Source organism: Streptomyces sp. NPDC012835, assembly GCF_042900885.1.
In the GTDB taxonomy this organism is placed as follows: domain Bacteria; phylum Actinomycetota; class Actinomycetes; order Streptomycetales; family Streptomycetaceae; genus Streptomyces.
Genome location: NZ_JBIBBW010000003.1, coordinates 149303 through 174456 on the forward strand (window position 1 = coordinate 149303; position 25154 = coordinate 174456).

Below are 25154 nucleotides of genomic sequence, written 5' to 3' on the forward strand. Positions count from 1 at the left end.
CGTTCCGCCGGTCGCTCCGGCGGCACCGCCAGTCTCCGCAGCACCGGATCACACCGCCACGGCTGTACGGCCGTATAACCGACAGCGGGTCTGTTCAGCGTTCGGGTGCCGGGGCGGGGACGAGGCGGGTCCAGCCGGCGGGTGGGGCCAGGAGAGTGCGGACGTGGGGCTTGCGGGTGCGCAGCCGTACGTGTCCCCGGTGGGTGCGGAGGATGAGGTGGCCGAGGTGTTCGAGAGCCTTGACGGCGAAACCGTTCGCCGGGCACATGCCGTCGCCCTTGCCGAAGGGGAGGTAGGAGCGCCGCTGGTCGTCGGTCGGCTGCTCCCAGCGCGAGGGGCGGAAGTCCAGCGGCCTGTCCCACACGGCCGCCGACCGGTGGATCGCGTGCGTGCCGATCAGGACGTGCTCGCCCTCGTGGACCTGGACGCCGGCGATGTCGTGGTCGGCGGCGGCCACCCTGATCAGGCGCCACGCGGTCGGATACAGCCGCAGCACCTCCCTGACCAGCCGATGGACCTGCTCCTGCCGCACGTCCGGGGTGTCGTAGCCGTGCTGGACGCCGAGCATCACCACCCATTCGAGAGCCACACCGGTGAAACCGACCGTGGACAGGACGAGGCGTTGCAGCAACTGAGCGCGGTCGCCCGGGGACAGCTCTCCGGGCAGGCCGAGCACCAGGTCGACCAGGTCCCGCGTGCCGCCCTCCCGCGCCGGCAATCGGCCGAGTTGGTCGGCGAGCCCGGCCCGTATGGCGGGCACCGTACGGTGCGACCGTCTCAGCACATGGCCGACGATGTCGTCGGCGACGACGCTCGACGTCACATAGGCGTCGACGAGGGCGTTGATCCCGGTATGACTCCGGTGGGCGATGACGGGGGCGAAGTACCGCCGGACCAGCTCGACGCCCCAGCGCTGGTGCCGCAGGCGGCCGCGGCCGTCCCTCACCTCACCGAGCGCGGAGTCGAGGTCGAACGACGCCGGGAGGTCGTGCCGGGCCAGCGCCCTGAGCAGCTCGCGGGAGGCTTCGCCGCGGACCGCCGGGGGCAGGGATTCCGGCCCGAGGCGGAAGAACCCGGACTGGGACAGGTAGTCGCCGGCCGAGTCGACGAGTATGTCCCGGGCCGCGTCGGCGTCGGCCACGAAGAGGGTGCCGAAGCGGAGCCTGAACGGACCGTCGCGGTCCGCGGCCCGCTCCTCCCAGCGCCGCAGGTGCGGCCACAGACTCTTCCTGTCCAGGAACACGGTCGTCCGCCCGTCTGACGGAGGGAGAAGCGGGAGCCCCGGCGGTCCGGGCCGTTCGTCCCGTTCCCTTACGGAGAGGACGTCAGGAGCTGCGCCCGTATCTGTCGCCGTACTGGTTGCGGCGCGTACGCGCCTCACCGCTGAGCGCCCGAAGGCGCCTGATGATCCATGCCATGACGGCTGTCCTCCTGATCGGTCGGATGCCGGCTGCCGAGCGTCAGTCCTGCCGCCCGTAGCCGACGAAGTACCCGTGCCACCGCGCACGCATCTCACCGCTGAGCGCCCGAAGGCCACTGGTCACCCACGACATCGTCGTCCTCCTTGCCGGCCGGTGCGCCGGGGTCGTGCCGCCCGATACGGCATCCCGCCTCCTGCCGCCGCACCCGCCGTGCGTGGCCGGCACCCCGGTGACCCGGGGCCGGCGGCAAGGGCGCCCACTGGCTGTACTGACCCGTGACGCTACTCCCGCCGCGGAACCGGGTGCACTGCCGGAACCGGCCAAAAACGGGTGGTGCGCCCGGGGCAGGACGGCCACGTGCTACGACCGGGCTCCGCCGGCGCCCACGGGCGCGCCCGCCCCCGCGGTACGCGGATACGCCGCCGTCTCAGCGCCGCCCCGCGCCGCCCGTCCCGCACGCCACCCCGTCCCCGTCCGGGTCGAGGCGCAGGGGGTCGTCCTTGCCGTTGACCTTCAGGCGGCCGTAGTCGTGGGCGGCGAGCCAGGCGCAGCGGGCCTTGGTGGTGGCTGCCGGGGTGTCGCCCCGTACCGTGTCGGGGAACGCCGTCGGTACGCAGACGCCGGCCGTGCCGTAGTGGCGGTCGCATCCCGCGACCTGCGGGGTGACCGGGGCCGAAGTCCGTTTCCCTGCGGGCTTCTTGGCGGGCTTCTCCAGGTCGCCGGCGAAGTCGTGGACGTGCGCCGAGGCCATCGCCCTGTCCGCGAGGGCGGGCGGGCCGCCCAGGTGGACCCATTCCGCCACCGAGGGAACGCCGTTGGCGTCGACCGCGAAGAGCATGTACCAGCCGGGCGGCGCCAGGTTGGGGTTGCCGGTGACGTTGAGGTCGATGGTGAGGCCGTCGTCGCCGTCGACCGAGAGGGGCAGGTCCACGTACCGCTGGTTGGGGTCGGAGGAGTGGGTGACGGCCGCCGGGCGGATCAGCTCGGCCTTGGCGATGGGCCGGTCGACGGTGACGCGTTGGGTGTCGCCGTACAGCCAGTGGTCCTCCGCGAGCGAGGTGATCTCCGGCCGCGCGCCCTTGAGGAGGTACGGCGGGGTGTAGAGCGAGACGTTGTGGTTCCAGGAGCCGTTGCCCGGGTTGTCGCCGGTCGTCATCACGCGGCCGTCCGGCAGCAGGAACGCCGACGAGTGGTAGCCGCGCGCCTCGGGGTCCGCGGCCACCGGGTCGAATGTCTCCGTCACCGGGTCGAAGATCGACGTCTCGTACACCGGGTTGGCCCGGTTGTGCAGCGCGCCGCCCGTCTCCAGCACCTTGCCGTCCGGCAGCAGCACCGCCGAGCCGTACATCTTGCCCTGGTCCCCGGTCTGCGGCCGCGGGCCGGCGCCCAGGTCCACGGTGCCCTGCGGCAGCGGCGGACCCGCCACGTACCGGGGGTCGGGCTCCTTGAGGTCGATGAGGTCCGTGAGGCGGTTCGCCTCCGGGTTCGCGTCGATGTTGCCGCCGCCGATGGTCAGGACGCGCTGCTCCTGGGCGGGCGGCAGCAGCACGCTCGCCGACTGGTCGCGTTCGTCCTTGTCGCGGAGCCCCGGTACGTCGGTCACGGTGTTGGCGTCGTAGTCGTAGATCGAGGAGCCCGTGCCCGGAGTGCCGTTGCCGAAGACATGGCTGCCGGAGTAGAACAGCCGGCCGTCCTGCATGAGGATCATCGACGGGTAGAGCCCCCAGTACGACCAGGTCTGGTTGACCTGTGTCGCCGGCAGCCACTTGTCCTGCTCCGCCGACCAGCGCTCGGCGGTCACCGATCCGCTGGAGTCCTCGCGCAGCCCGCCGAAGGACATGACATCGCCGTTGCCCATGATGGTGGCCGACGGGTACCAGTGGCCGTCGTTCATGTCGTTGGTCCTGCTGTACGTCTCGGTGGCCGGGTCGAAGAGGTACGAGTCCTTGTACCCCTGGTAGCCGACCGTGCCGTCCGCCGACGGGTAGCCCTTGTTGCCGCTCATCACCAGCACCCGGCCGTCGGAGAGCTGGACATGGCCGGAGCAGAACATGTCGTCGGGGGTGGGGATCGTACGGTACGAGCCGTCGCGCGGGTCGTAGACGGCGGAGGTGAACGTACCGGCCTCGAACATGTCGGTGTCGTTGCCGGACCCGGCGATGAGCAGCACCTTGCCGTTGTTGAGCACCACCGAGTGCATCGAACGCACGGGGTTGCGGGTCGGCAGCACCTCCCACTTCCCGTCGGCGCACTCCTGGGTGGTGCCGGTGCACTCCGGCGCGACGGGCGGCGGTGCGACCTTCTCCATCGCGTAGTCGTCGGTGGTCACACCGCCCGTCCCGTACACCGAGACACCCCAGCTGATCCGGTCGGTGCCCGGCGGTACGGCGGGGGTACGGACCGATGCCTGCCGGTAACCGGCGCTCAGGTCGAGGGACTTGAGGTCCGTCCAGTACTGCCAGCCGGCCGTGGTGTCGTGACGGAACAGGGTGATCGCCGCGTCCGGAGTGGTGGACTTGTACCAGAGGGACAGGTCGTACTGGTATCCCTCCGCCACCGTCGGCGCACACGCGGCGGACTCCGTGATCAACGCCTTGCGGTCGCCCTCGGCGCGGCGGGTCAGCTCGACCCGGAGTGCCTTCGTACCGGTGCGCGCGTCGCTGACGGTGGCGAAGGTGAAGTCGTTGTCGCCCCAGCCCGACCGCTCCCAGCAGTACGGCATCCCGTCGCCGTCCGGGGCGGCGGTCTCGAACCCGGGATTCTTGATCAGGTTCACTCCGGCCGCGGCCGGGTGCTGCGCGCCGAGCAGCAGCCCGCAGGTGAGCGCGGCGACGGAGAGCAGGGCGGTACGGCGCGAGGCGCGCCGGGAGCCACGGCGCGCGGCACGCGGCGGGACGGCACCCGGCGGTACGGCACCCGGCAGCGCGGCACGCGGCGCGGCGGCGCGCGCGGTGGCGGCGCGGCCCGCGCGCGTCAGGAACCTCGTCGGGCGGCTCACCGGGCGGCCCCGCTCTCCGCCTCGGCCCCCGAGAGGTCGCCCGTCACCCGTCGCCCCGCGCGCACCCCACCGCCCCGGCCGCCCGGCGCCCTCCGCTGCCGCTTCGGCAGATACACCAGCGCCTCCGTCCCCGCGAACCGCAGCACGAACGTCGCCAGCAGCCCGCACACCGTCGCGGGCAGCACCCCCATCCCGAGCCACGCCACGAACAGCCCGATCAGCGGAATCCGCAGCAGCAGATCGGCGTTGGCCAGCAGCGCGAACCGGCCCACCCGGTCGGCCCAGTGCCGGTGCGTCCGGCGGCTGCGGAAGAGGAGCGTCTCGATCAGCAGGAAGTTCCAGACCACCCCGGCCTGGTTGGCGAGCACCTCGGCCGGCAGGTAGTGCATCCCGGCCGCCGTCAGCCCGTACAGCGCGAGCAGGTTCGGTACGAAGCCGGTCAGCCCGATCAGTCCGAAGACGGCCATCCGGGCGGCGGGCGCGGCGGTGCGCAGCTCCACCAGGTGGCGCAGGAAGCGCAGGCCCTCCTTCGCCGTGGACTTCGACTCGCCAGCGAACCGGTCGCGGAAGACGAACGGCACCTCGGCCGGGCGTTCGGGCCGGCAGCGTACCGCCAGCTCCAGCAGGATCTTGTAGCCGAGGGGACGCAGCGCCCCGGCCCCCGACCCGGCCCCGGCCCCGGCCGCCGCACCGGCCGCCGCACCGACTCCGACTCCGGCTCCCGTACCCGGTCCGGTGGTGACGGCCGAGCGCCGGATCGCGAAGAAGCCGCTCATCGGGTCGCTTATCCCGCGCAGCCTGCGCGGGAAGAGGGCTTTGGTCAGCCAGGTCGCGCCGCGCGAGACGGCGATCCGGTAGCCGCCCGCCAGCCCCGCCCGGCTGCCGCCGTCGATGTACCGGCTGGCGACGACGAGGTCGGCGCCCGCGCGCTCGCCGGCCGCGACAAGGTCGGGCACGAGCGCGGGCGGGTGCTGGAGGTCGGCGTCCATGACGACGATCCAGTCGGACCCGGCGGCCTTGAGCCCGGCGACGACGGCGCCGCCGAGGCCGCCCTCGGGCTCGTCACGGTGGAGCACATCGACGGGGAACGGGCAGTCCTGCGCTGCGGAGGCGATGACGGCCGGGGTGTCGTCCGTCGAGTCGTCGACGAAGAGGACCTCGCAGGGCAGCCTGGCCGGTACGGCGTCGGTCAGCTGCCGGAGCAACTCCCTTATGTTTTCCGCCTCGTTGTACGTCGGGATGATGACGGTGACGGCTCCGGGCTCGGCCAGGACCGCCGCCTCCAGATCCCGTCCGGTGCCCGGTCCCGGCTCGCCGCGCTCACCGTGCGTCCCGTGTCCGCCGGTTCCGATGGGGGGAAGAATGCTCATCGTCCGTCGCCTCCCGCGATCCGGTCGCCGCCCGCGATCCGCCGGATCTCGATCCGGTCCTCACCGTCCCCGAAGACGGCGACAGCGGTCGAGTGGTCCAGCGCGGCCCGCACATTGGGCAGGTCGCGCGCGTCGCGCCGTACGGTCGGAGAGGCGACGACGTAGTCCAGGTCGCGCCAGCCTCCCGGCATGGTCTTCGTGACGGCCGTGTCGAGGTCCGCCTTGTAGAACCAGATGGCGCCGAGCCCCGGCTCGTACCCCGCGTGCACGAGGTCCAGCCAGAGCGCGTCGTCCACCAGCACCCGGGCCTTCGACGGGTCCGTGACCTCCCGCGCCATCCAGGAGGCCGCCGCCCGGTACGACGCGTTGTCGTCGGCGGTCAGGGCGGTGCGGTTGCCCTCGTACCAGCGCGGTACGACGAGCACCGCAGCCGTCGCGGCCAGCGCCACCAGGGCCGTCCACCGTAAGACGCCGGTCGTCCTCCCGCCCTTCCCCGGCAGCCAGCGCCTGCGCAGGACCGCGTGGGTGACGGAGGCCGCGCCGCCCGCGAGCACCAGGGCCAGGAAGGGCAGCGCCTGGATGACGTACATCGCGGGCAGATAGCCGGTCGGGCGCATCGCCACGGCGGTGAGGATCACCACCGCGAGCGCGGGCCCGGCCAGCGCCCGCGCGGTGACCGACCAGCGCAGGGTCACCACCAGCAGGACGGCCCCGGCGATCCCGCCGAGCGGCAGGACGCGGTCGTAGTACAGCCAGGACCGGAGCACCCCGGCCGAGCCGCTGCCCGGGTCGAGGACGAAGCCGGAGCCGGGGCGGCTCATCTGGAACATCACGCCGTCCCAGAGGGAGACATGGCCGCTGCCGGGCAGCAACTCGCCCTTGAGCACGGCGAACAGCGGATACGAGAGGCCGATCAGCACGCACGCGGTGGCCGCGCCGGTCAGCGCGAACTTGCGGGTGTCGCGGTGGCCGTGGCGCCACATCGTGACCAGCAGCGCGGGCAGTACGACGAGCATCGTCTCCTTGGTGAGCACCCCGACGGCGGCGGCGACGCCGGCCGCGAAGTGGTGCCAGAGATGCCGGCTCGGCGAGGCCGCGAGGCAGAACGCGAGCAGCGTCCACATGACGGCGATGTTGTCGAGGAAGATCTCCCGCTGGAGGACGACGGAGAGCGGAGAGAGCCCGAAGAGGGCCATCGCGAGCCCGGCGGCCCAGCGCGGCAGCCACAGCCGCCGGGCCAGGACGTAAACAAGGACCGCGCTGACCGCGCCGACCAGCAGCATCGCGACCCGCATGGTGGCGACGGTCATCGAGTCGGGTGCGAAGAGGGAGGGCACCCAGGTGAGCAGGGCGATCTGGAGCCAGCCGAGCGGCGGATGGTCGTACCAGTACGTGTAGTGGGCGAGTCCCCGGCCCTGCTGGACGGCCCACGCCTGGGCGAGGTAGGTGCCCTCGTCGTCGCTGAGGGTCGGGTAGTTCTGGATGTTCCAGCCCTGGACGGCGAGGATCGCGACGAGCAGGACGCCGCAGAGGATCAGGTCGGCGGGTGAACGGCGGAAGCGTATGAGGGGCCGGGCCGCGGCCGGCCGCCTGCCCGGTCCGTCGCCCGGATCGGCGCCGCCCGGTGCCGCGCCCGGCTCCCGGCCGGGGCCGTCGCTCCGCTGCGCGGGAACAGCCGTTCTGGGCCGGCCCGGTGTCGCGGCGGGGAGGGTGGAGGTCACGCGGGGACATCCTCTCGGAGATGCGCGCCGACATGGCTGGTCAGCTCCCAGTCGCCGCGTCCCCGGTGCTCGCGCCAGACGGCGCGGATCGCCGCTCCGGCGAGGAGCACCTGGTAGAAGGGGCCGCCGACGATGAGCTTGAGGTAGTGCGAGAGGCGGACACGCAGTCCGTACTGGCGGCCGAAGTCGTGCAGCCCGACGATCTCGAAGACGAAGGTGACCAGCGCGGTGAGCAGGGGCAGAAAGGTCACGAACGCGATGGCCACCGGTACGTCGAGGAACAGCGCGACGCACACGTTCAGCGGAATGATCACGCCGGTGAACGCCTGGAGGAAGGGCGTCATCAGCGTGTAGCGCGCGAGCATCCGCTGTCCCGGCGTGCTCAGCTGGCGCCAGTCGTGCTTGCGGTAGACCTGGAGGAAGCCCTGGTTCCACCGGGTCCGCTGCTTGAGCAGGGACATCAGTGTGCCGGGGGTCTCCTCGCGGGTCACCATGTCGGAGTCGTAGGCGACGACGACCTTCTTGCCGACGCTGGACAGCCGTACGCCCAGGTCGCAGTCCTCGGCCAGGCAGTTCTGGTCCCAGCCGCCGGCCTCGCGCAGCACATCGGTCCGTACGAAGACGGTGTTGCCGCCGAGCGGGATGAAGCCTTTCTGCGCGTGCAGATGGAGCCTGCTGCGGAACCAGAAGAAGTACTCCAGGCAGTTGCGCAGGCTGTACCAGCTGGAGTGGAAGTTGATCAGCTGGACGCCGCCCTGGACCACATCGGCGCCGGTGGAGCGGAAGGCGTGGTCGACATGGGTCAGCAGCTCGGGGTGGACCTGGTCCTCCGCGTCGAAGACACCGACGACGTCTCCCCCGCAGTGCGGCAGCGCGGTGTTGAGCGCCTTGGGCTTGTTCTTCGTCTCGTGGGTGTCGACCACGACCCTGACCCGGCCGGGGTCACGGGCCGCCGCCCGCTCGGCGACCTCGGCGGTCTCCGGGTCGTCGTGCCCGACGATGACGATGATCTCGAATCGGCCGTGACTGGATTCCAGCAGCCGCTCGATGGTGTGCTCCAGTACGGCCTGCTCGTGCCGGGCGGGCAGAAGCAGCGAGAACGAGCCCTCCACACCGCCGTCGGGCGGATCGAACCTGGTGGCGGCCAGCGTCTCCGGTGTGCGCCAGGCGTGCATCTGCCACCAGAGCGTGAACGCGGCCATCCAGAAAAGCGCCAGTGAAATGGCAGCGATGAACACGGACGTGAACACTTGGCCCCCCTCGGCCGTCCGGGGGCCGGGTGGGCCTCGGCAAGGCCCCCCTGGCCGCCGGCTCACCCGCTGAGTCCCCCTGGTACTGATCACCCACCGGTGCGCGAGGCCCCCGCCCTGACGCACCGCTGTGTATCCCGTGAAGACAATAAGGGGGACCTGTGACGAGCGGGGGGCCGATTGGGTGAATACCGCGTTTCAGGCCGATTCCCGACCGGTCGGAAACGGGCCACCTTCCGCTCGAACTACTCGAACACGTTCAACTCGTCCTTTAGTTCGCTTACTTGGGTGGTCGGAGCGGCGCAGACAAAACGCCGGCAGACATAGGCCGCGGGCGATCCGTCCACGAGCGGACGGTCCGTCAGCAAGGGGAACTCCTCGCCGCCCGGCGACCCGCCCGGCGCGCCGGTGGCGACCACGGCGCCGGGCGCGGTGGCGAGCAGCGCCGTACGGTGCAGCTCCGCCGTACGCGCGTCACCCGCCGGGCCCACGACGGCGATCTCGCGCGGCCCGTCGAGCAGCGCCTCAGCCACCGCGAGCCCCCAGCCGATGAAGCGCGGGGCGCGCGGACCGAGCGCCTTGACCACCCCGAGGGCGCCTTCGGCGGCGGTCCGGTGCGCCTCGGATCCGGTGTGCGCGGCGTACGAGAGCAGCGCTCCGGCGGCGGCGGTCCAGCCGGACGGGGCGGCGTTGTCCATCGGGTCCTGCGGGCGCCGGATCAACTGTTCGGCGTCATGCGCCGTATCGAACAGCGCACCACCGCTCTCCGCCACGAACTGGTCGAGCACAATGTCCAACAGGAAACCGGCGAATTCCAGCCAAGCGCCCTCCCCGGTGACCGCCGCGAGCGCGAGGAACCCCTCCGCTACATCGCCGTAGTCCTCCAGCACCCCGGCGTTCGCCCCGGCCCGGCCGTCCTTCGAGGTACGGGCGAGACGCGCGGCGTCGTCCAGGTGCACCCGTACGAGCAGATCGGCGGCCTCGGTGGCCCGCTCCACCAGATCGGGCCGGTCGAAGTACGCCCCGGTCTCGGCCAGCGCGGCGATGGCCAGCCCGTTCCAGGCGGCCACGACCTTGTCGTCCCGGCCGGGCCGCGGGCGCAGCTCGCGGGCGGCGAACAGCCGCTGCCGGACGGACTCGACCCGCTCGGCGTCCACCAGCCCTTCCCCGACGGGGAGTTGCAGCACGGAGGCGCCCTCCTCGAACGTCCCGTCCGCCGTCACCCCGTAGTACCGCTCGGCGAACAGCCCGTCCGACTCGCCCAGCACGTCCCGCAGTTGGGCCGGCGTCCACACATAGAACGCGCCCTCGGCGTGCTTCCCGCTCCCGTCGTCGCTGTCGGCGTCCAGCGCGGAGGCGAACCCGCCCTCGGGCGTGCGCAGTTCACGCACCAGGAAGTCGGCGGTCTCCAGCGCCACCCGGCGGGCCAGATCGGAACCGGTGGAGCGCCACAGATGCGCGTACACCCGGCACAAAAGGGCGTTGTCGGACAACATTTTTTCGAAATGGGGCACGGTCCACTCACGGTCGACCGCATAGCGGGCGAAGCCGCCCCCCAGCTGGTCGTACATCCCACCGCGCGCCATCGCCTCGCACGTGTGCGCCGCCATCTGGAGCGCGCCCTCGGAGCCGGTGCGCGCGTGATGGCGCAGCAGGAACTCCACGACCATGGACGGCGGGAACTTCGGCGCCCCGCCGAACCCGCCGTGCCCCGCGTCGTACTCCCGCGTGAGCGCCAGCAGCGCCTGCGCCGTCTCCCCCTCCCCCGGCACCCCGTCCCCGCCGTGCGCGAGCGACCTCCCGGCCAGCTCCCCCACAATCCGCGCCCCCACCTCGGCGACCTCCTCGCGCCGGTCGGTCCAGGCGGCGCTGACACCCTCCAGGACCTGCGCGAAGGACGCCAGACCGTGCCGGGGCGCGGGCGGGAAGTACGTACCGAAGTAGAACGGCTCCGCGTCGGGCGTCAGAAACACCGTCATGGGCCACCCGCCCTGCCCGGTGGCGGCCTGCACGGCCTCCATGTACACGGCATCGACGTCGGGCCGCTCCTCGCGGTCCACCTTGACGCTGACGAAGTGGGCGTTCATGTACTTGGCGGTGGTGAGGTCCTCGAAGCTCTCGCTCGCCATCACGTGACACCAATGACAGCTGCTGTACCCCACGCTCAGCAACACCGGCACATCCCGCCGCCGGGCCTCCGCGAACGCCTCGGGCGACCAGGGCCACCAGTCGACGGGGTTGTCGGCATGCTGGAGCAGGTACGGAGAGGTCTCATGGGCCAGTCGGTTCGCCATGCACCCCATCCTGCCCCAGCAACCCCGCCACCCCCCGAACCGCCTACTCGCGCCTTACGGCGCGGGGGCGGTGGATGGTTTCCGCTCGCGGAGATCGGCCTTCGCCGGGAGCCCGGCGTCGTCCGCGCACTCCATCTTCTTGGCCACGGCGAGGGAGGCGGCGTGCAGGACGGTCAGATTGTTCTCGCGGCGGTCGCGGGAGTCGGTGTCGGGCTTTTTGAAGTAGACCATGCTGCCGAGAACACGGAGAGGGTCTTTGTCCGAACCGGAGACACGATGACTCACACACTCGAAGAAAAGAGAAGCCCCATCCGAGCTGGCGAATGATCGCTCGCCAATTCCATACAGATGGTCGCGTTCTGACCACCTGTCGGAATCCGCTTCCCCAGAGGGATACGTAGCAAACTTCACCTTGATCTGATTATACGGTCCATCAAGCGAAGAGAGGGTACAGAGGTAAGCTGCACCGTATTTCCCTCTCGGCTCCCCGTAGGAACGCTCAAGATTCTTGGCGACCTTATCCAGTGCACCAGGTCCGCGACCAGAGAAATTATTCGAACCCACGAGGGAAACGGCGGCCTCTGCACTACCACCGGAGAGCACTCCGTCACAGACCTCAGTCGCAGAAAACGGGCCGGCCTCATCTTCCTCATCACCTGCGCACCCGGAAATACTCAGGCCCATGATCAGCAGAGAAATTCCGACCGCGGCCTTCTTCCCAAATCGCACGACGCCACACCTTCCGAATCATCCGACTTCTGGGCCGTTACCCTGCTGACTGGCCCGGGAATTACCATTCAGATAACCCACCAACAGAGAATCATCCAGATCTTGCCCGAATTCACTCTCGCGCCCGATACCGTGATGGGCCAGGAATTTATCCACCGGCACTTCGATGCTCTCTCTGCCCGCAGAATAGATCCGCTTCTGCTGCTCCCCGGTCAGCTCCTCAATTTTATTGGCCTCTTCTTTGATGACACCGGTTGACCAGTCATCAATGGAATTCGACGCTACCTGCTGGAGGAGGCTAGAGGCCACGTCGGTAGCGAGCGGAACCAAGACCGCAGCCGCACCGGCGGCGACCGCAGCCGGTGGAATGAAAGCGGCGGCTACCGCCACTCCTCCCCCGATCGCCGTGCTCGTTCCGTAGGAGATCCATGACGCCTTTTCCTCCTGGGCAGAGACGTAATCCTCGTGCCTCTTCAACCCCTCGGCCTTCACCTGATCCGCACGCGACTGATCCAGGATTCCCTGGAACTCGGCACCAGTCTTCACCACAGCACGTGCGGGTCCCTCGTGAACAACACCGGTATCATCCACCTGAGCTTCCAACATGCTCGTGCTGTATATCTGCTGAGCCGTGCTGAGTATTGCGTACGCATCCGGATGCTGTCCCAGCGCGGTAAGGAAATCAGTGACTTGAGAACGCTCCAGAGCCACATGCTTGTCGGGATTCACATTCGGAGCAAAGAGACTGTCGTTCCCGGTCTTCCCTAGCGCCCAATCCAAGTCGTCAACATATCCCGCCCCCATGCGCCCCAAGCTGTCCGACAGGGATTCTTGACGCTTGAGCAACGACGCATCACCCCCGTACCTTTCAACAACAGACTTCATGATTGCCGAGGTTTCCGCGTCACGAGATGGCGTCGGATTCGGGTCATCCCACGCATATCCAAGTGTCGCGGATTCCAGCGCATGCCCCAATGCGTCGGGCAGGAAGTTGGAACTCTTCTCAACTTGCCCGGGATAAGTGGTCTCCATATCCGGGAAGAACTTGTAGTCACTCTTCGTGAAAAAGTCGAGGTAGTTCTGAACGGGGTAGCCGTCCCCGTCCTTACCAAGATCGGCACCCCCCTCCCCCAAGCTCCCGTCCTCGTTGTACGCCGTAGGATCGGCCGAGAAGAACTTCTTCGAAGCCTCCGGGCTGTGCCCCAGAGCCTCCAGCATCGACACCATCGGGTCATACCCGGCGCCGTTGATCCCCGACGGGTTGAACCGGTTGGCGAACGGGCCGTTCACCATCTTCGATTCGGCGAACCGGTACGGGTCCTTCTGATGCAGCTGGGCCACGTGCTCGGCGATCGGGTTGAGGAACCTCTCGTTGTAGTTCCCGTACCGCATGATGCCGCCCAACAGCTGGTAGCCGTACGGCACCCCGCTCGTCTCGTACGGCCCGAGCGGTATCTGCTGGGTGCCGAGCTTGCGCAGCTCGGGAGCCCATGTGCCGGTGAAGTTCGGATCCTGCGACGCTCCGGCGAGAGTGAGCCCGAGGTTCTGCTGGAGAGCCTGGACGTCCTTGAGGCGCTGCTTGTCGAGCTCCGTGCCCTCGTACACGTCGGTCGCGAGCAGGCCGAAGAATTCGAGTGACTTCTTGGGGCCGAGCCCCTCGTAGAAGGCGGTGGCGAACTCCCGCGAGTCGGCCTTGTAGCCCAGCAGCTCGTTCAGCTCCCGCAACTCGGCGTGCGTGAGGTCGCGTCCCTTGCGTGCCATCGTGACGGCGCGGTCCGCCGCCACCTGGTCCAGGCTCCGGAACTTCGGTGCCGTGAAGTTGTGGTCGTCGGAGACGTTGACGGTGAGAGCGCGCTCCAGCGAGTCGTCGGCGACGCCGCAGACCCCGACGATCCGGTCGATCCGCTGCTGCCAGCTCCTGACGGACGCCGTCTCCTGGCGCAGCAGATCGGGGTAGCTGGAATCGGTGCGCGCGCTGACGTCCTGGGCGACCGGGTTCCGCGGTGTCGCCTTTCCCCTGAGGTCGACGTGGATTCCCGCCTTGGGGGCTTCCTCGTCCCTGATGGCCGTCAGTTCGTCCTGAGCGCTCTTGAACGCCTTGTAGGCGTCGTCGAGGAGCAGGCCGACGCCCTTCGCCTCCTGGGCCGCGTCGCCGAACTCCTTCGCGGTCTTCCCGATGAACGGCTTGGTGACCGCGGCGTTGACGCCCTCCCAGTCGGCTTTCGCCGTCCGCGCCTTCATGCCGTCGCGTGCCTCGTCGGTGAGCCTCTCCAGCTTGGTGGTCATCTCCGACCAGTCGTCGGCCGCCGACTTGAGCTTTCCCAGCGGTGTGTTGACGATGTCCTCGTACGTCAGCACGCGCTGCCCCACATTCTGTGCTCCCGGTCGTCCGTCACTTGATGTACTCGTTGAGTACGGAGACGCGCGTCAGATCTCCCGCGATCCGGTCGTCGTCCTTCTTGTGCGACGCCTTGCTGTAGTCGAGGTGGTTGGAGATCTGCGCGCAGGCGTCCAGCAGCGTGCGGTGCTGGGTGCTCCACCGGTCGTGGAGCTTGAGCAGGGCCGGCCCGCTCGTGAAACCGTCGTTGGTGAGCGAGATCGCGACGTTGAAGGTGGACGGCCGGGCGTGGTCGCCGTCGCGCGACAGCTTGCTGTGCAGTACGTACGCGTCATGACCGATCGCGCCCAAGTCGTCGCGGCTGACCACGAGATCGGCATCACCGCCCCGCGCGGGCGAGGGCTCCGCGCTGTTCAGCCGGGTACGGGACCGCTCGGCCGCTCCCGCCACCAGGGCCGACCATTCAGCTTCAAATGACATGCGTCCCCCTCGTGTTCGTGCGCCGGCCGCCTCGGCGGCGGATGGTCACTCATGTGGTGACGCGCGGCGGCACCGGCGACCCACCGTATGCGATCGCATCGCGTCCGTAGCCGACCGGGGGTTCGCTCCCGGGGCGCCCGGAGCGAAAACGCCTGTGCGGGGGCCACTTGTCCTACCGGTCGCCCTCGCGCTCACGCGCCCGAGCCGGGACAATGACCTCTCACTCATGCTCTCGGAGGGGGACGCATATGCGGGAAAGCCACCGGGCCGAGGCCGAGAGGCTGTTGGTGCGCGCCGTGGAGGAAGAAGTCCGGCGCTCCGGCGGGCGGACCGAAGGGAACGCGCTGCTGTCTCGCGGGCGCAACGCGCTGGACGCGATGGCCGCCGGCGTCGACGAGGAGTACACCTCCTATGTGCGGGCGCTCGACGCGGACGAGGCCGAGCGGCGACCGCTGTCGCGGCGGTTCAGCAAACAGTCCATCGGCACGCCCGCGCTGGTCACCTCGGTCGCCGCCCTCGCCGCCGTCGGCGCCGATGTCGCGCTGGGTACGGCCGCGGGCGTCGCGCTGGGCGCCGGGGCCGCCGTCGCCGTGGCCGGGGCGGCGACGACCGTCGCCAAGGTGACCGCGTCGCACTGGCCGGCCGCGCACCGCAGGGCCGGGGCCGCCGGGCAGCCCGGCGGGACGGAGCAGTTGAGGCTCCAGTGGCTGACGGCGCTGGAGGTACAGGGCATCCGGCCGTTCCTGGAGCAGCAGCGGGTGCTGGCCTCCGCGACGCAGCGCACCGCCAAGAAGACCGCGACCGTGCCCCGGCTGCGTGGCGGCGACCGCAGCGCGGCGGCCAGGCGGCGCACCGTACTGGAGCAGTCCTTCGGTCATCTCCCCGAGCCCGACGGGCCGTTCGCCGGGCGGCGCGCGGAGATGGCGCAGATCGCGCAGTGGGTGCACGCGGCCCGCGCTTCGACGGAGACGAAGCCGACGGTGGTGGTGCTGCACGGCGCGCCGGGGTCCGGCCGCACCGAGCTGGCCGTACGGGCGGCGCACCAGCTCAAGGACCAGTTCCGCGGGGCGTGCGTGGTCGATCTGCGCGGCGGCGGCAGCCTGGAGGCGCCGCTGTCGACCCGGGACGCGCTGCTGCATCTGCTGAACCGGCTGGGCGCGCCCCGCGAGCAGCTGCTGTTCCGCGAGGGCTCCTCCCCCGCGCAGCAGGTGCGGCGGCTGAGCGAGCTGTACCACCAGCATCTGACGGGCCTGCCCGTGACGGTGGTGCTGGACGACGCCTCCGACCCGGAGCAGGTACGGACGCTGGTGCCGGAGCGCTCGGACAGCCTGGTCCTGGTGACGGCGCGCACCCCGCTGGAGCTGCCGGCGGATGTGCCGGCCTGGGTGCACCGGCTGCCGGTGGAGGCGCTGGACGGCGCGGGCTCGGAGGAGCTGCTGCGGATCGCGGCGGGCGAGTCCGCCGAGGCGGCGGCCGGCCCCTACGACTTCCAGTCCGCCGACAGCGTGCGCGAACTGTGCGGCGGGCTGCCGCTCGCGCTGCGCATCGCGGGCTCCTCCCTCGGCGAGCGCACCGAGCTCCAGCTGGCGGCGGACCTGGCGGCGTACGGTCCGGTGGAGCCGGTCGAGCGCGCCCTGTGGCTGCGCTACACCGACCAGAACGACCAGGCCCGCAGGTTGCTGCGGCGACTGGCGCTGGCGGGCCGCGCCTCGCTGGGCGCCGCCGCGGCTGCGGCGCTGCTGGCGACGGACGAGCAGGAGGCCGGGCGGCTGCTCAGCGAGCTGTCGCGGGCCGGGCTGATCGACCATGTGCGCGGCAGCCGCTACCGGCTGCACGACGTCGTCCGTACGTTCGTGCACGCGCGGCTGCGCGAGGAGGAGCCGCCGGAGGAGCGTACGGCCGCGCAGGAACGGCTGATCCGTAACTACGGCGAGCTGGCCGACTCGGTGATCCGGCTGGTCGACGGCAAGACCTCCACCCGCGCGGATCTCTTCCGGAGCGCGGCGGGCGGCCACGGTTTCTCCTCGCTGGACGCGGCGCTGCGCTGGCTGGACGACGAGTCGAGCTTCATCACGGCGACCCTGCGGCACGCGGAGGGTGTCGACCAGGAGGCCGTGCTGAATCTGCTGGGGGCGCTCTGCGACTACTGCCTGCTGCGCGGCGACCTCTACCGGCTCGGTGAGATCAGCGAGCTGACCCAGGCGGTGGACCAGGGGCTGCTGGTGCGGTCGGTCCAGTGGCGTACGGGCATCGCGGCGCGGCAGCTCGGCGAGCTGGACAAGGCGCGGACGACCCTGACGTCGGTCGTGAGCCTCTACCGGGAGGCGCAGCACGACGCGGGGGCGGCCCGCGCGCTGTGTTCGCTGGGGATCACGCTGCACCACCAGGGCAATCTCACCGAGGCGTCGGCGAAGCTGCGCGAGGCGCTGGCGCTCCAGGAGGAGCCGTCACTGGCCGGGGACCGGGGCTGGACCCTGCACGCCCTGGCGGCGGTCGAGCGGGACCGGGGGCAGGTCGCGGAGGCGCTCACGCTGCTGACGACGGCGCTGGCGCTGCACCGGGAGAGCGAGTCCGTGCACGGTGAGGCGTGGTCGCACTACCAGCTGGGGCAGTTGTTCCTGCGCCTGGGCGACACGGCCCGCGCCGAGGGCGAGCTGCGCGCGGCGCTCGATCTGTACGGCCGGACGCACGACGGACGCGGCGAGGCGTGGGCGACGACCCAGCTGGCCCGCGCGCTGCTGATGGAGGGCGAGCCGGGGCAGGCGGTGGACCAGCTGCGCGAGGCGCTGGCCAGCCATCGTGAGAACGAGGACGCGCGCGGCGAGGCGTGGACGCTGTACTACCTGGGGCAGGCGCTGGAGGAGGGCGGCGACCGCGATCAGGCGGTACGGGAGCTGGAGCGGGCGCGCACGATGTTCTCGCGGATGCGCGATGTGTACGGCCTGGCGTGCGCCCGCCACCACTCGGGCCGGGTCACCCGTGACCAGCGGGCCGCGCAGACCGGCAATCTGCGCAACTCGGGCTTCGCCCGTCAGCTGCTGGTCGACGCGCGCGCGGACTTCCACCGCGTCGGTGTGGCCCACGGCGAGGCGTGGACCTGCCTTGAGCTGGCGGTTGTCGACGCGGGGAACAACCGGCCCGGCCAGGCGTTGCACCTGTGCGACGAGGCGGCCGCCCTCTTCGACTCGTACGACGACCGTCGCGGCGCCGACTGGGCGCGCTTCCTGCGCTGCACGCTGCTGCCGTACGCCTCGGCGGGCGGTACGGAAGTCGGCTCGGTGGTCGCCGAGCAGGAGCTGACGGAGCTGACCGGCGCCGGTCACCCGGCGCGCGACGGCAAGCTCGCCGAGTCCGCCGCGACCTTCGCGGTGATGCTGGGCCGCGGGGTCCGGCTGGAGGACGGCTGGCAGGCGTGGAATCTGGGCATGGTCCCGAACCGCAACGCCCGCGAGGTGATGGGCGTTCCGGTGGAGGTCGCCCCGGCCTGAGCGGCAGGGGCCACCCCGGCTTGAGCGCGTCCCCGGCCCGCCCTGCGAGGGCGGGCCGGGACGGCGCACCGGGCGGTCCGGGGCCGGCCGCGCCTACTGGCCGCGCGGCTCGGCGGCCGTGGCGGCCTTGACGGACTCCGCCCGCTCCGCGGGCTCGGCCGTCTCCGCCGGGGCCTCGTCGAAGTTGACCATGTTCATGTGGCGGCTCATGGACTTCATCAGCATCCACACGCCCCCCGCCATCACCGCGAACACGATGAACCCGAGCACACCGGGCGTCACCTTGTTCTGGTCGAGGTCCTGGGCTAGGGGAACCACGTGCGTCATCGCCTGGATCGCATACATATCAGGCATTGTCGCGGATGCCCGCGAAGAGGTCGCTCTCGGGGAGGGATGTTCCGACGAGCGCCTTCGCCAGCTCGTACTCCTCCGTCGGCCAGATCTCCCGCTGGAGGTCGAGCGGGATACGGAACCAGCCGCCCTCGGGGTCGATCTGGGTGGCGTGCGCGATCAGCGCCTTGTCCCGGATCTCGAAGAAGTCGCCGCAGGGGACGTACGTGGTGAGCGTCCGCTCGTCGCGCCCGAACTCCTCCCACCGCTTCAGCCACTCGCCGTACGGGGACTCCAGCCCGCGCGCCAGCAGCGCCTCGTGCAGCGCGACCGTACGCGGCCGGTTGAAGCCCTGGTTGTAGTAGAGCTTCAGCGGCTGCCAGACGGGGCCGAACTCGTCCTCGGGGTACTTCGCGGCGTCCGCCGCGCCCTCGAAGGCCACCATGGAGATCTTGTGGGTCATGATGTGGTCGGGGTGCGGGTAGCCGCCGTTCTCGTCGTAGGTGGTGACCACCTGCGGCCGGAACGAGCGGATCGAGCGGACGAGCCGGCCGGCCGCCTCGTCGACGTCCTCCAGGGCGAAGCAGCCCTCCGGCAGCGGCGGCAGCGGGTCGCCCTCCGGGAGCCCGGAGTCGACGTACCCCAGCCATTCCTGGCCGACGCCGAGGATCTCCCGGGCCTCGTCCATCTCTTTCCTGCGCACCTCGTGGATGTTCGCCTCGATATAGGCGTCACCCTGGAGCTTGGGGTTGAGGATGGAGCCGCGCTCGCCTCCCGTACAGGTCACGACCAGCACGTCCACCCCCTCGGACACGTACTTGGCCATGGTGGCCGCGCCCTTGCTCGACTCGTCGTCGGGGTGGGCATGGACGGCCATCAGTCGCAGCTGGTCAGTCAAGACTCGGTCCTCAGTGATGTGTCGCATCGGTCGGCTTCTATAGTGACGGATATCGGAGGGCGGAAATTCCGGCTGTTTGAATCCGAAAGGAACCGATCATGGCCTCGGTGCGCGAGGATCTCCCCCAGGGCCGCTACGGCCGCTCGGCGGACGTGCGCGCGGACCGGCGGCTGCGGCGGCTGGGCGCTGTGCTCGCCGCGCTCCTGGTCGCTCTCATCGGCTGGTTCGGCTACCACTACGTGGTCGACCGGAGTGTCTCCGGCGAGCTGATCAAGTTCAAACGGATTTCCGACACGGCGGTCGAGGCGCACCTGGAGGTCCGCAAGGACGCGGGCGCCTCCGGCAGCTGTACGTTGCGTTCGCTCGCGGAGAGCGGCGCGGAGGTCGGCCGCAAGGACGTCCGCTTCGGCGGGGGCGAGACCAGGATCGACACGGTCGTCACGATCCGTACGACGGAGAGCGCCACGAGCACCGAACTGGTGGGCTGTACGTCGGACTGAGCTCCGCCGACCGGCGCCCCACGGCGCACGGCCCGGCGCACGGACCCTGCCACGAGCCGGTCCGCAGCCTGTGCGCACGCTGTGTCCCCGGTCGGCGCCCCGCCGTACACATCGGCGCTGACCTGCACCGACGCTTCCCTGACGGCAATTGTCCTCCCCCTTGCGCCACGAAATTGTTAGGCTCGTGGTTTCGCCCACCCGAGAAGGCACATCCTTCTGGGTAGGGCGTTGCTTTGTATTCCCGGTACCTACGAGGAGCACCTGTGACCCAGACCAGCGAGAACGTCACCTGGCTCACCCAGGAGGCGTACAACCAGCTCAAGGCCGAGCTGGACTACCTGTCTGGTCCCGCCCGCACGGAGATCTCCACGAAGATCGCGGCGGCCCGTGAGGAGGGCGACCTGCGGGAGAACGGCGGATACCACGCGGCCAAGGAAGAGCAGGGCAAGCAGGAGCTGCGGGTACGCCAGCTCACCCAGCTGCTCCAGAACGCCAAGGTGGGCGAGGCGCCGGCGGACGACGGCATCGTCGAGCCCGGCATGGTCGTGACCATCGCCTTCGACGGTGACGAGGACGACACCCTGAACTTCCTGCTGGCGTCGCGCGAGTACGCCAGCTCGGACATCGAGACCTACTCGCCGCAGTCCCCGCTGGGCAGCGGCGTGAACGGCAAGAAGGTCGGCGACAACGCGGAGTACGAGCTGCCGAACGGCAAGAGCGCCTCCGTCAAGATCCTCGCCGCCAAGCCCTACCAGGGCTGATGGGCGCGCGCACCTACGCGCGTCCACGAGCACACGAACACACGAAGGGCCGGTACCACCCGGCCGGCGGACGCCTGTCCGTCGGCCGGTGGTCCCGGCCCTTCGTGTGTCCCGGCCTTCCGTCCCACCGTCTTCGTTCCGGCTTTCCGTCCTGCCGTCTTCGTTCCGGCTTTCCGTCCTGCCGCCTTCCGGCCCCACGACCGCCTCAGCCCAGAATCGTGTAGCCCGCCGCCCGCAGCGCCGCCGCGACCTCCGTGCAGTGGACCGGCCCCTTCGTCTCCAGGTGCACCTCGACGTCCGCCTCCGTCAGGCCGAGCCGGGGATCGGTCCGTACATGGCTCACGTCCAGCACATTCGCGTCGGCCACCGACAGCACCCCGAGCATCGTCGCGAGCGCGCCCGGCCGGTCGGTGACCCTGAGCCGCAGGCTCAGGTAGCGGCCCGCCGCGGCCATGCCGTGCCGGAGGATGCGCTGCATCAGTACGGGGTCGACGTTGCCGCCCGACAGCACCGCGACGACCGGGCCGCGAAACGCCTCCGGGTCGCTCAGCAGCGCCGCCACCGGGCTCGCCCCGGCCGGCTCCACCACCATCTTCGCCCGTTCGAGACAGAGCAGCAGGGCGCTGGACAGCTCGTCCTCGGAGACCGTGACCACCTCGTCCACCAGCTCCTGGACCAGCTGGAACGGAATGTCGCCGGGGCGCCCCACCTTGATGCCGTCGGCCATCGTCTGCCCCGCCTCCACCGTCATCGGGCGCCCGGCCCGCAGCGAGGGCGGATACGCGGCGGCGCCCGCCGCCTGCACCCCGACCACCTTCACGTCCGGGCGCAGCGACTTCACCGCGAGGGCGATCCCGGCGGCGAGACCGCCGCCGCCGATCCCGACGACGACGGTGCGCACCTCCGGGCACTGCTCCAGGATCTCCAGGCCGACCGTGCCCTGACCGGCGATGACGTCGGGGTGGTCGAAGGGGTGTATGAAGACGGCGCCGGTGTCGTGCGCGTACTCCTGTGCCGCTGCCAGGGTCTCGTCGACGACCTGCCCGTGCAGCCGGACCTCCGCGCCGTAGTCCCGGGTCGCCGCGACCTTCGGCAGCGGTGCTCCGACGGGCATGAAGACGGTGGAGCGCACCCCGAGCAGGGTGGAGGCCAGGGCGACGCCCTGCGCGTGATTGCCCGCGCTGGCGGCGACGACACCGGCCGCGCGCTCCTCCGGGGACAGCCCGGCGATCCGTACGTACGCTCCGCGCAGCTTGAACGATCCGGTCCGCTGGAGGTTCTCGCATTTGAGGAGCACCGGGGCGCCGACGAGCTGCGACAGATATCTGCTGCCTTCCATCGCGGTCGCCCGTGCCACACCGGAGAGCATTTTCCGGGCCCCGCGGATGTCATCGAGGATGAGGGGGCTGGAGACGCGGGTGGTGCGGGACGTACCGAAGCTCATGTCTGTCAGTCTCGCAGTTCACCGGCGGGAAGGCGCCCGGCGTCCACCGGGCGGGCGGCCCTCCGGCCGGTGGCAGGTGACCGCGGGTTGTGCAGGACAGGTACGGTCCGGGCCCCGGCCGCGTACGCTTTGCCCCAGCCAACCGACCCCCGCACCAGAGAGCCCCCAGCCATGCCCCCCATTCAGGACATGACTTCCGCTGCGTCGGCCTCCCGGGAGAGGCCGGCCGAACCCTCGGACGACGCCGTTCTCCTCGATGCCCTCCAGCACCAGGTGGCCGTCTTCGCCCGGCGGGCCGAACAGACCCGGCTCGGCGGTGTCGGCCAGGTCCGCAACTCGATGGACCGTGCCGCGTATCTGCTGCTCAACCGGCTCGACCGGGAAGGCCCCATGGGCGTCAAGGCGCTGGCCGCCGGTATGGGCATCGACTCCTCGACGGTGACCAGGCAGGTCGCGCCGCTCGTCGACGCCGGGCTGGTCAAGCGCACCTCGCACCCGGAGGACGGGCGCGCGGTGGTCCTTCAGCTGTCGGCGCGCGGGCTGGCCAGGCTCGAAGAGGTGCGCTCGTCGCGGCGCGAGCTGATGGCGCAGGTCACGGGCGACTGGTCAGAGGAGGAGCGGGACTCCTTCACGGCTCTGCTCACCCGGTTCAACGGAGCGCTGGCGGCCCGTGCGGCGAGAATCCCGGCCACGGACCAGGACACCGGCGGCGCGGAGGAGCACGGCCGCGCGGCGGGGACGGGCTGACCGGGGGACGACGACGGCCCGGGGACCCGACCCGCCCCGCCCCCGCTCCGGCCTGCGCCGGGGCTGCCCTGAACCGGCCCCGGGCGGCTCGGACGCTTCGGAGGCCCTCTTGACCACGGCCCCGCACGGGCCTCAGATGAGACCGTGCGAGAGCGGCGGGCTGCCCTGGATCGCCGTCGCGCCCGGGAGTTCGAGACCTTCGCCGCGGGCGCGGCCGGCCGGCTGCTGCACGCCGCCGCGCTGCTGACGGCCGAACCGCCCGCCGCCGCGCCACGCGCCCAGCGGCTGCTGACGGCCGCGCTGGCACGTACGTACGCGGAGTGGGACCCGCGCCACGGCGAGGACCCGTACGACCGTGCCCGCCAGGCGCTGGCCCAGCGCTTCATCCGTGAGGCGTGGCGCGTCCACTGGCGGCGGCTGAGCGGGCGGCCCGCCCACGGCGTGCTCGGAGCGCTCGGCCCGCAGGAGCGTCTGGTGCTCGTACTGCGGCTGTACGAGGGGCTCCCCGCCGAACAGACCGCGGCGCTGATCGGCCTTCCGGAGGAGCGGGTGCGCGTCCTGTGCGCGCGGGCGGTGACGACGATGCGCCGGAGCGGACCGGGCCGGGGGCGGCGGACGCGGCGGGCCCGGGCGGGGCGCTCGGCGCCGACCGGTCCGCCGGCCACCACGAGCGGCCCGTGACCGGCGCGGGCGGCTCCGGCCCCGGTGGCACAGGCCCCGGCTCCCGCGATCCCGGTCCCAGCGGCTCCGGTCCCAGCGGCTCCGGCCTCAGCCGCAAGGAGGACGAGGTGTGGCACATGCTGCGCCGGGAGCGGCCCGAGGTGCCCGCAGGGCTGGTGTGCCGGGCCGCTGTGCGCGGCGCGCGGCGCCTGCGGCTTCGCCGGGCGGCGCGACGCCTGCTGTGGGCCGTACTCGTCGCCGCCGTGGTGGTGTTCGCCGTCTGGGCCTGGACGGCGAACCCCTGGTACGTCCCCCCGCCCGCCGAGACGACGCCGCCGCTGGAGGGGTGGTAGCGGAGGGGCGGGTGGCTCAGGGTACGGCGCGGGCCGGTGCCCGGAGCAGGCACCGGCCCGCCCCCGTACCCCGTACCCGCCCGCCCCTCCCCTCCGCCGTCCGTCAGCCCAGCGCCTGCTTCAGGTCCGCCAGCAGGTCGTCGCCCGACTCGATGCCGACCGACAGCCGCACCAGATCGGCGGGCACCTCCAGCGGCGAGCCCGCCGCCGAGGCGTGGGTCATGCGGCCCGGGTGCTCGATGAGGGACTCGACGCCGCCCAGGGACTCGCCCAGCGTGAACAGCTTCGCGCGGTCGCAGACCGCGACCGCCGCCTCCTCGCCGTCCTCGACCCGGAAGGAGATCATCCCGCCGAACGCCTTCATCTGCTTGGCCGCGACCTCGTGGCCCGGGTGCTCGGGCAGGCCCGGGTAGAGGACCTGGGAGACCCGGGGGTGCTGGGTGAGCATCTCGGCGAGGCGCGTCGCGTTCTCGCTGTGCCGGTCCATCCGTACGGCCAGCGTCTTGATGCCGCGCAGCACCAGCCACGCGTCGAACGGCCCGGCCACCGCGCCCATCGCGTTCTGGTGGTAGGCGAGTTCCTCCGCCAGCGCGTCGTCACCGGTGATCAGCGCACCGCCGACGACGTCCGAGTGGCCGCCCATGTACTTCGTGGTGGAGTGCACGACGACATCCGCGCCCAGCGCCAGCGGCTGCTGGAGGTAGGGGCTCGCGAAGGTGTTGTCGACCACGAGCCGCGCCCCGGCGGAGCGCGCGATCCCGGAGAGGGCCGCGATGTCGGTGATACCGAGGAGCGGGTTGGAGGGCGTCTCGACCCAGATGACCTTCGTACGCGGCGTGAGCGCGGCCCGCACCGCCTCCGGGTCGGAGGTGTCGGCGACGGAGAAGTCCACGCCCCACCGGGTGACGACCTTCGCGAAGAGGCGGAACGTGCCGCCGTACGCGTCGTTCGGGATCACGACGTGGTCGCCGGGTGCCAGCACCGTACGCAGCAGGCAGTCCTCGGCGGCGAGCCCGGAGGCGAAGGCCAGCCCGCGCCGGCCGCCCTCCAGGGCCGCGAGGTTCTCCTCCAGCGCGGTACGGGTGGGGTTGGCGCTGCGGCTGTACTCGTATCCGCCGCGCAGGCCGCCGACGCCGTCCTGCTTGTAGGTGGACACCTGGTAGATCGGGGGGACGACCGCGCCGGTGAGCGGGTCAGCGGTGTTGCCCGCGTGGATGGCGAGAGTCTCGAAGTGGTGCTGCTCGCTGCTGTGCTGGTGGCTCATGGATGACGAGCGTAGTGCCGGAGGGACCTGGTCCGTGTCGCCCTCACTCCCGATCCGAAAGGGCGAGCGATCCGGCAGGGCGGGCGGCGGGGCGTGCGGCGGGGCCGC

The 25154-nt window shown here is 71.1% G+C and carries 19 protein-coding genes; 6 read left to right on the forward strand and 13 right to left on the reverse strand.

From position 1 onward, the window contains the following. Positions 1-94 precede the first annotated feature (94 nt). From ACFY6S_RS13980 to ACFY6S_RS14020, 9 genes are all read right to left on the reverse strand, one after another. On the reverse strand, positions 95-1243 hold the full coding sequence (locus ACFY6S_RS13980) for a cytochrome P450 (protein WP_388815606.1): 1149 nt from the start codon (positions 1241-1243) through the stop codon (positions 95-97). A 605-nt stretch (positions 1244-1848) separates the two neighbouring features. Beyond that, entirely contained in the window at positions 1849-4263 is a 2415-nt protein-coding gene (locus ACFY6S_RS13985; RefSeq protein ID WP_388817904.1) for a galactose oxidase-like domain-containing protein, read from the reverse strand. A gap of 152 nt (positions 4264-4415) precedes the next feature. Next, positions 4416-5789 carry a glycosyltransferase gene (locus ACFY6S_RS13990; protein WP_388815608.1) on the reverse strand — a complete coding sequence of 458 codons (1374 nt, stop codon included), beginning with the start codon at positions 5787-5789 and terminating at the stop codon, positions 4416-4418. Beyond that, positions 5786-7510 carry an ArnT family glycosyltransferase gene (locus ACFY6S_RS13995; RefSeq protein ID WP_388815610.1) on the reverse strand — a complete coding sequence of 575 codons (1725 nt, stop codon included), beginning with the start codon at positions 7508-7510 and terminating at the stop codon, positions 5786-5788. Before ACFY6S_RS13995 ends, ACFY6S_RS13990 begins: the two co-directional genes overlap by 4 nt. After that, a complete protein-coding gene (locus ACFY6S_RS14000; protein ID WP_388815612.1) occupies positions 7507-8760 on the reverse strand; it encodes a glycosyltransferase in 1254 nt (417 codons plus the stop codon). The genes ACFY6S_RS13995 and ACFY6S_RS14000 overlap by 4 nt, the downstream gene beginning before the upstream one ends. Positions 8761-9005: 245 nt before the next feature. Then, positions 9006-11054, reverse strand: coding sequence for a thioredoxin domain-containing protein (locus ACFY6S_RS14005; protein ID WP_388815614.1), 2049 nt, complete (start codon positions 11052-11054; stop codon positions 9006-9008). Between the two features lie 54 nt (positions 11055-11108). Then, positions 11109-11783 (reverse strand): hypothetical protein, encoded by a 675-nt coding sequence (locus ACFY6S_RS14010; RefSeq protein ID WP_388815616.1) that lies wholly within the window; start codon positions 11781-11783, stop codon positions 11109-11111. A gap of 18 nt (positions 11784-11801) precedes the next feature. Continuing rightward, positions 11802-14141 (reverse strand): hypothetical protein, encoded by a 2340-nt coding sequence (locus ACFY6S_RS14015; RefSeq protein WP_388815618.1) that lies wholly within the window; start codon positions 14139-14141, stop codon positions 11802-11804. 34 nt (positions 14142-14175) lie between these two features. Next, complete coding sequence (locus ACFY6S_RS14020) at positions 14176-14601, reverse strand: hypothetical protein (RefSeq protein WP_388815620.1); 426 nt, start codon at positions 14599-14601, stop codon at positions 14176-14178. A 248-nt stretch (positions 14602-14849) separates the two neighbouring features. On the opposite strand from ACFY6S_RS14020, the gene ACFY6S_RS14025 reads away from it, so the two are divergent. Then, on the forward strand, positions 14850-18089 hold the full coding sequence (locus ACFY6S_RS14025) for a tetratricopeptide repeat protein (RefSeq protein ID WP_388815622.1): 3240 nt from the start codon (positions 14850-14852) through the stop codon (positions 18087-18089). Positions 18090-18182: 93 nt separating this feature from the next. On the opposite strand, the gene ACFY6S_RS14030 is transcribed toward ACFY6S_RS14025, so the two are convergent. Beyond that, on the reverse strand, positions 18183-18434 hold the full coding sequence (locus ACFY6S_RS14030; protein WP_388815624.1) for a hypothetical protein: 252 nt from the start codon (positions 18432-18434) through the stop codon (positions 18183-18185). 1 nt (position 18435) lies between these two features. After that, positions 18436-19317: a mycothiol conjugate amidase Mca gene (mca, locus tag ACFY6S_RS14035; protein ID WP_388815626.1), complete on the reverse strand. Its 882-nt coding sequence runs from the start codon at positions 19315-19317 to the stop codon at positions 18436-18438. A gap of 98 nt (positions 19318-19415) precedes the next feature. On the opposite strand from mca, the gene ACFY6S_RS14040 reads away from it, so the two are divergent. Together ACFY6S_RS14040 and greA are read left to right on the forward strand one after the other, a co-directional pair. After that, complete coding sequence (locus tag ACFY6S_RS14040; protein ID WP_388815628.1) at positions 19416-19817, forward strand: DUF4307 domain-containing protein; 402 nt, start codon at positions 19416-19418, stop codon at positions 19815-19817. A 263-nt stretch (positions 19818-20080) separates the two neighbouring features. Continuing rightward, positions 20081-20578, forward strand: a complete 498-nt coding sequence (greA, locus tag ACFY6S_RS14045; protein ID WP_388815630.1) for a transcription elongation factor GreA — start codon at positions 20081-20083, stop codon at positions 20576-20578. 205 nt (positions 20579-20783) lie between these two features. On the opposite strand, the gene ilvA is transcribed toward greA, so the two are convergent. Then, entirely contained in the window at positions 20784-22022 is a 1239-nt protein-coding gene (ilvA, locus tag ACFY6S_RS14050) for a threonine ammonia-lyase (RefSeq protein WP_388815632.1), read from the reverse strand. A 171-nt stretch (positions 22023-22193) separates the two neighbouring features. Here ilvA and ACFY6S_RS14055 point away from each other — a divergent pair, with 171 nt between their 5' ends. The 3 genes from ACFY6S_RS14055 (at position 22194) to ACFY6S_RS14065 (ending at position 23782) form a co-directional block, all read left to right on the forward strand. Further along, a complete protein-coding gene (locus ACFY6S_RS14055) occupies positions 22194-22769 on the forward strand; it encodes a MarR family winged helix-turn-helix transcriptional regulator (RefSeq protein ID WP_388815634.1) in 576 nt (191 codons plus the stop codon). A 144-nt stretch (positions 22770-22913) separates the two neighbouring features. Beyond that, positions 22914-23450, forward strand: coding sequence for a sigma factor-like helix-turn-helix DNA-binding protein (locus ACFY6S_RS14060; protein WP_388815636.1), 537 nt, complete (start codon positions 22914-22916; stop codon positions 23448-23450). After that, positions 23447-23782, forward strand: a complete 336-nt coding sequence (locus ACFY6S_RS14065) for a hypothetical protein (RefSeq protein WP_388815638.1) — start codon at positions 23447-23449, stop codon at positions 23780-23782. Before ACFY6S_RS14060 ends, ACFY6S_RS14065 begins: the two co-directional genes overlap by 4 nt. Positions 23783-23885: 103 nt before the next feature. On the opposite strand, the gene ACFY6S_RS14070 is transcribed toward ACFY6S_RS14065, so the two are convergent. After that, positions 23886-25046 carry a cystathionine gamma-synthase gene (locus ACFY6S_RS14070; protein ID WP_388815640.1) on the reverse strand — a complete coding sequence of 387 codons (1161 nt, stop codon included), beginning with the start codon at positions 25044-25046 and terminating at the stop codon, positions 23886-23888. Positions 25047-25154: the final 108 nt, after the last annotated feature.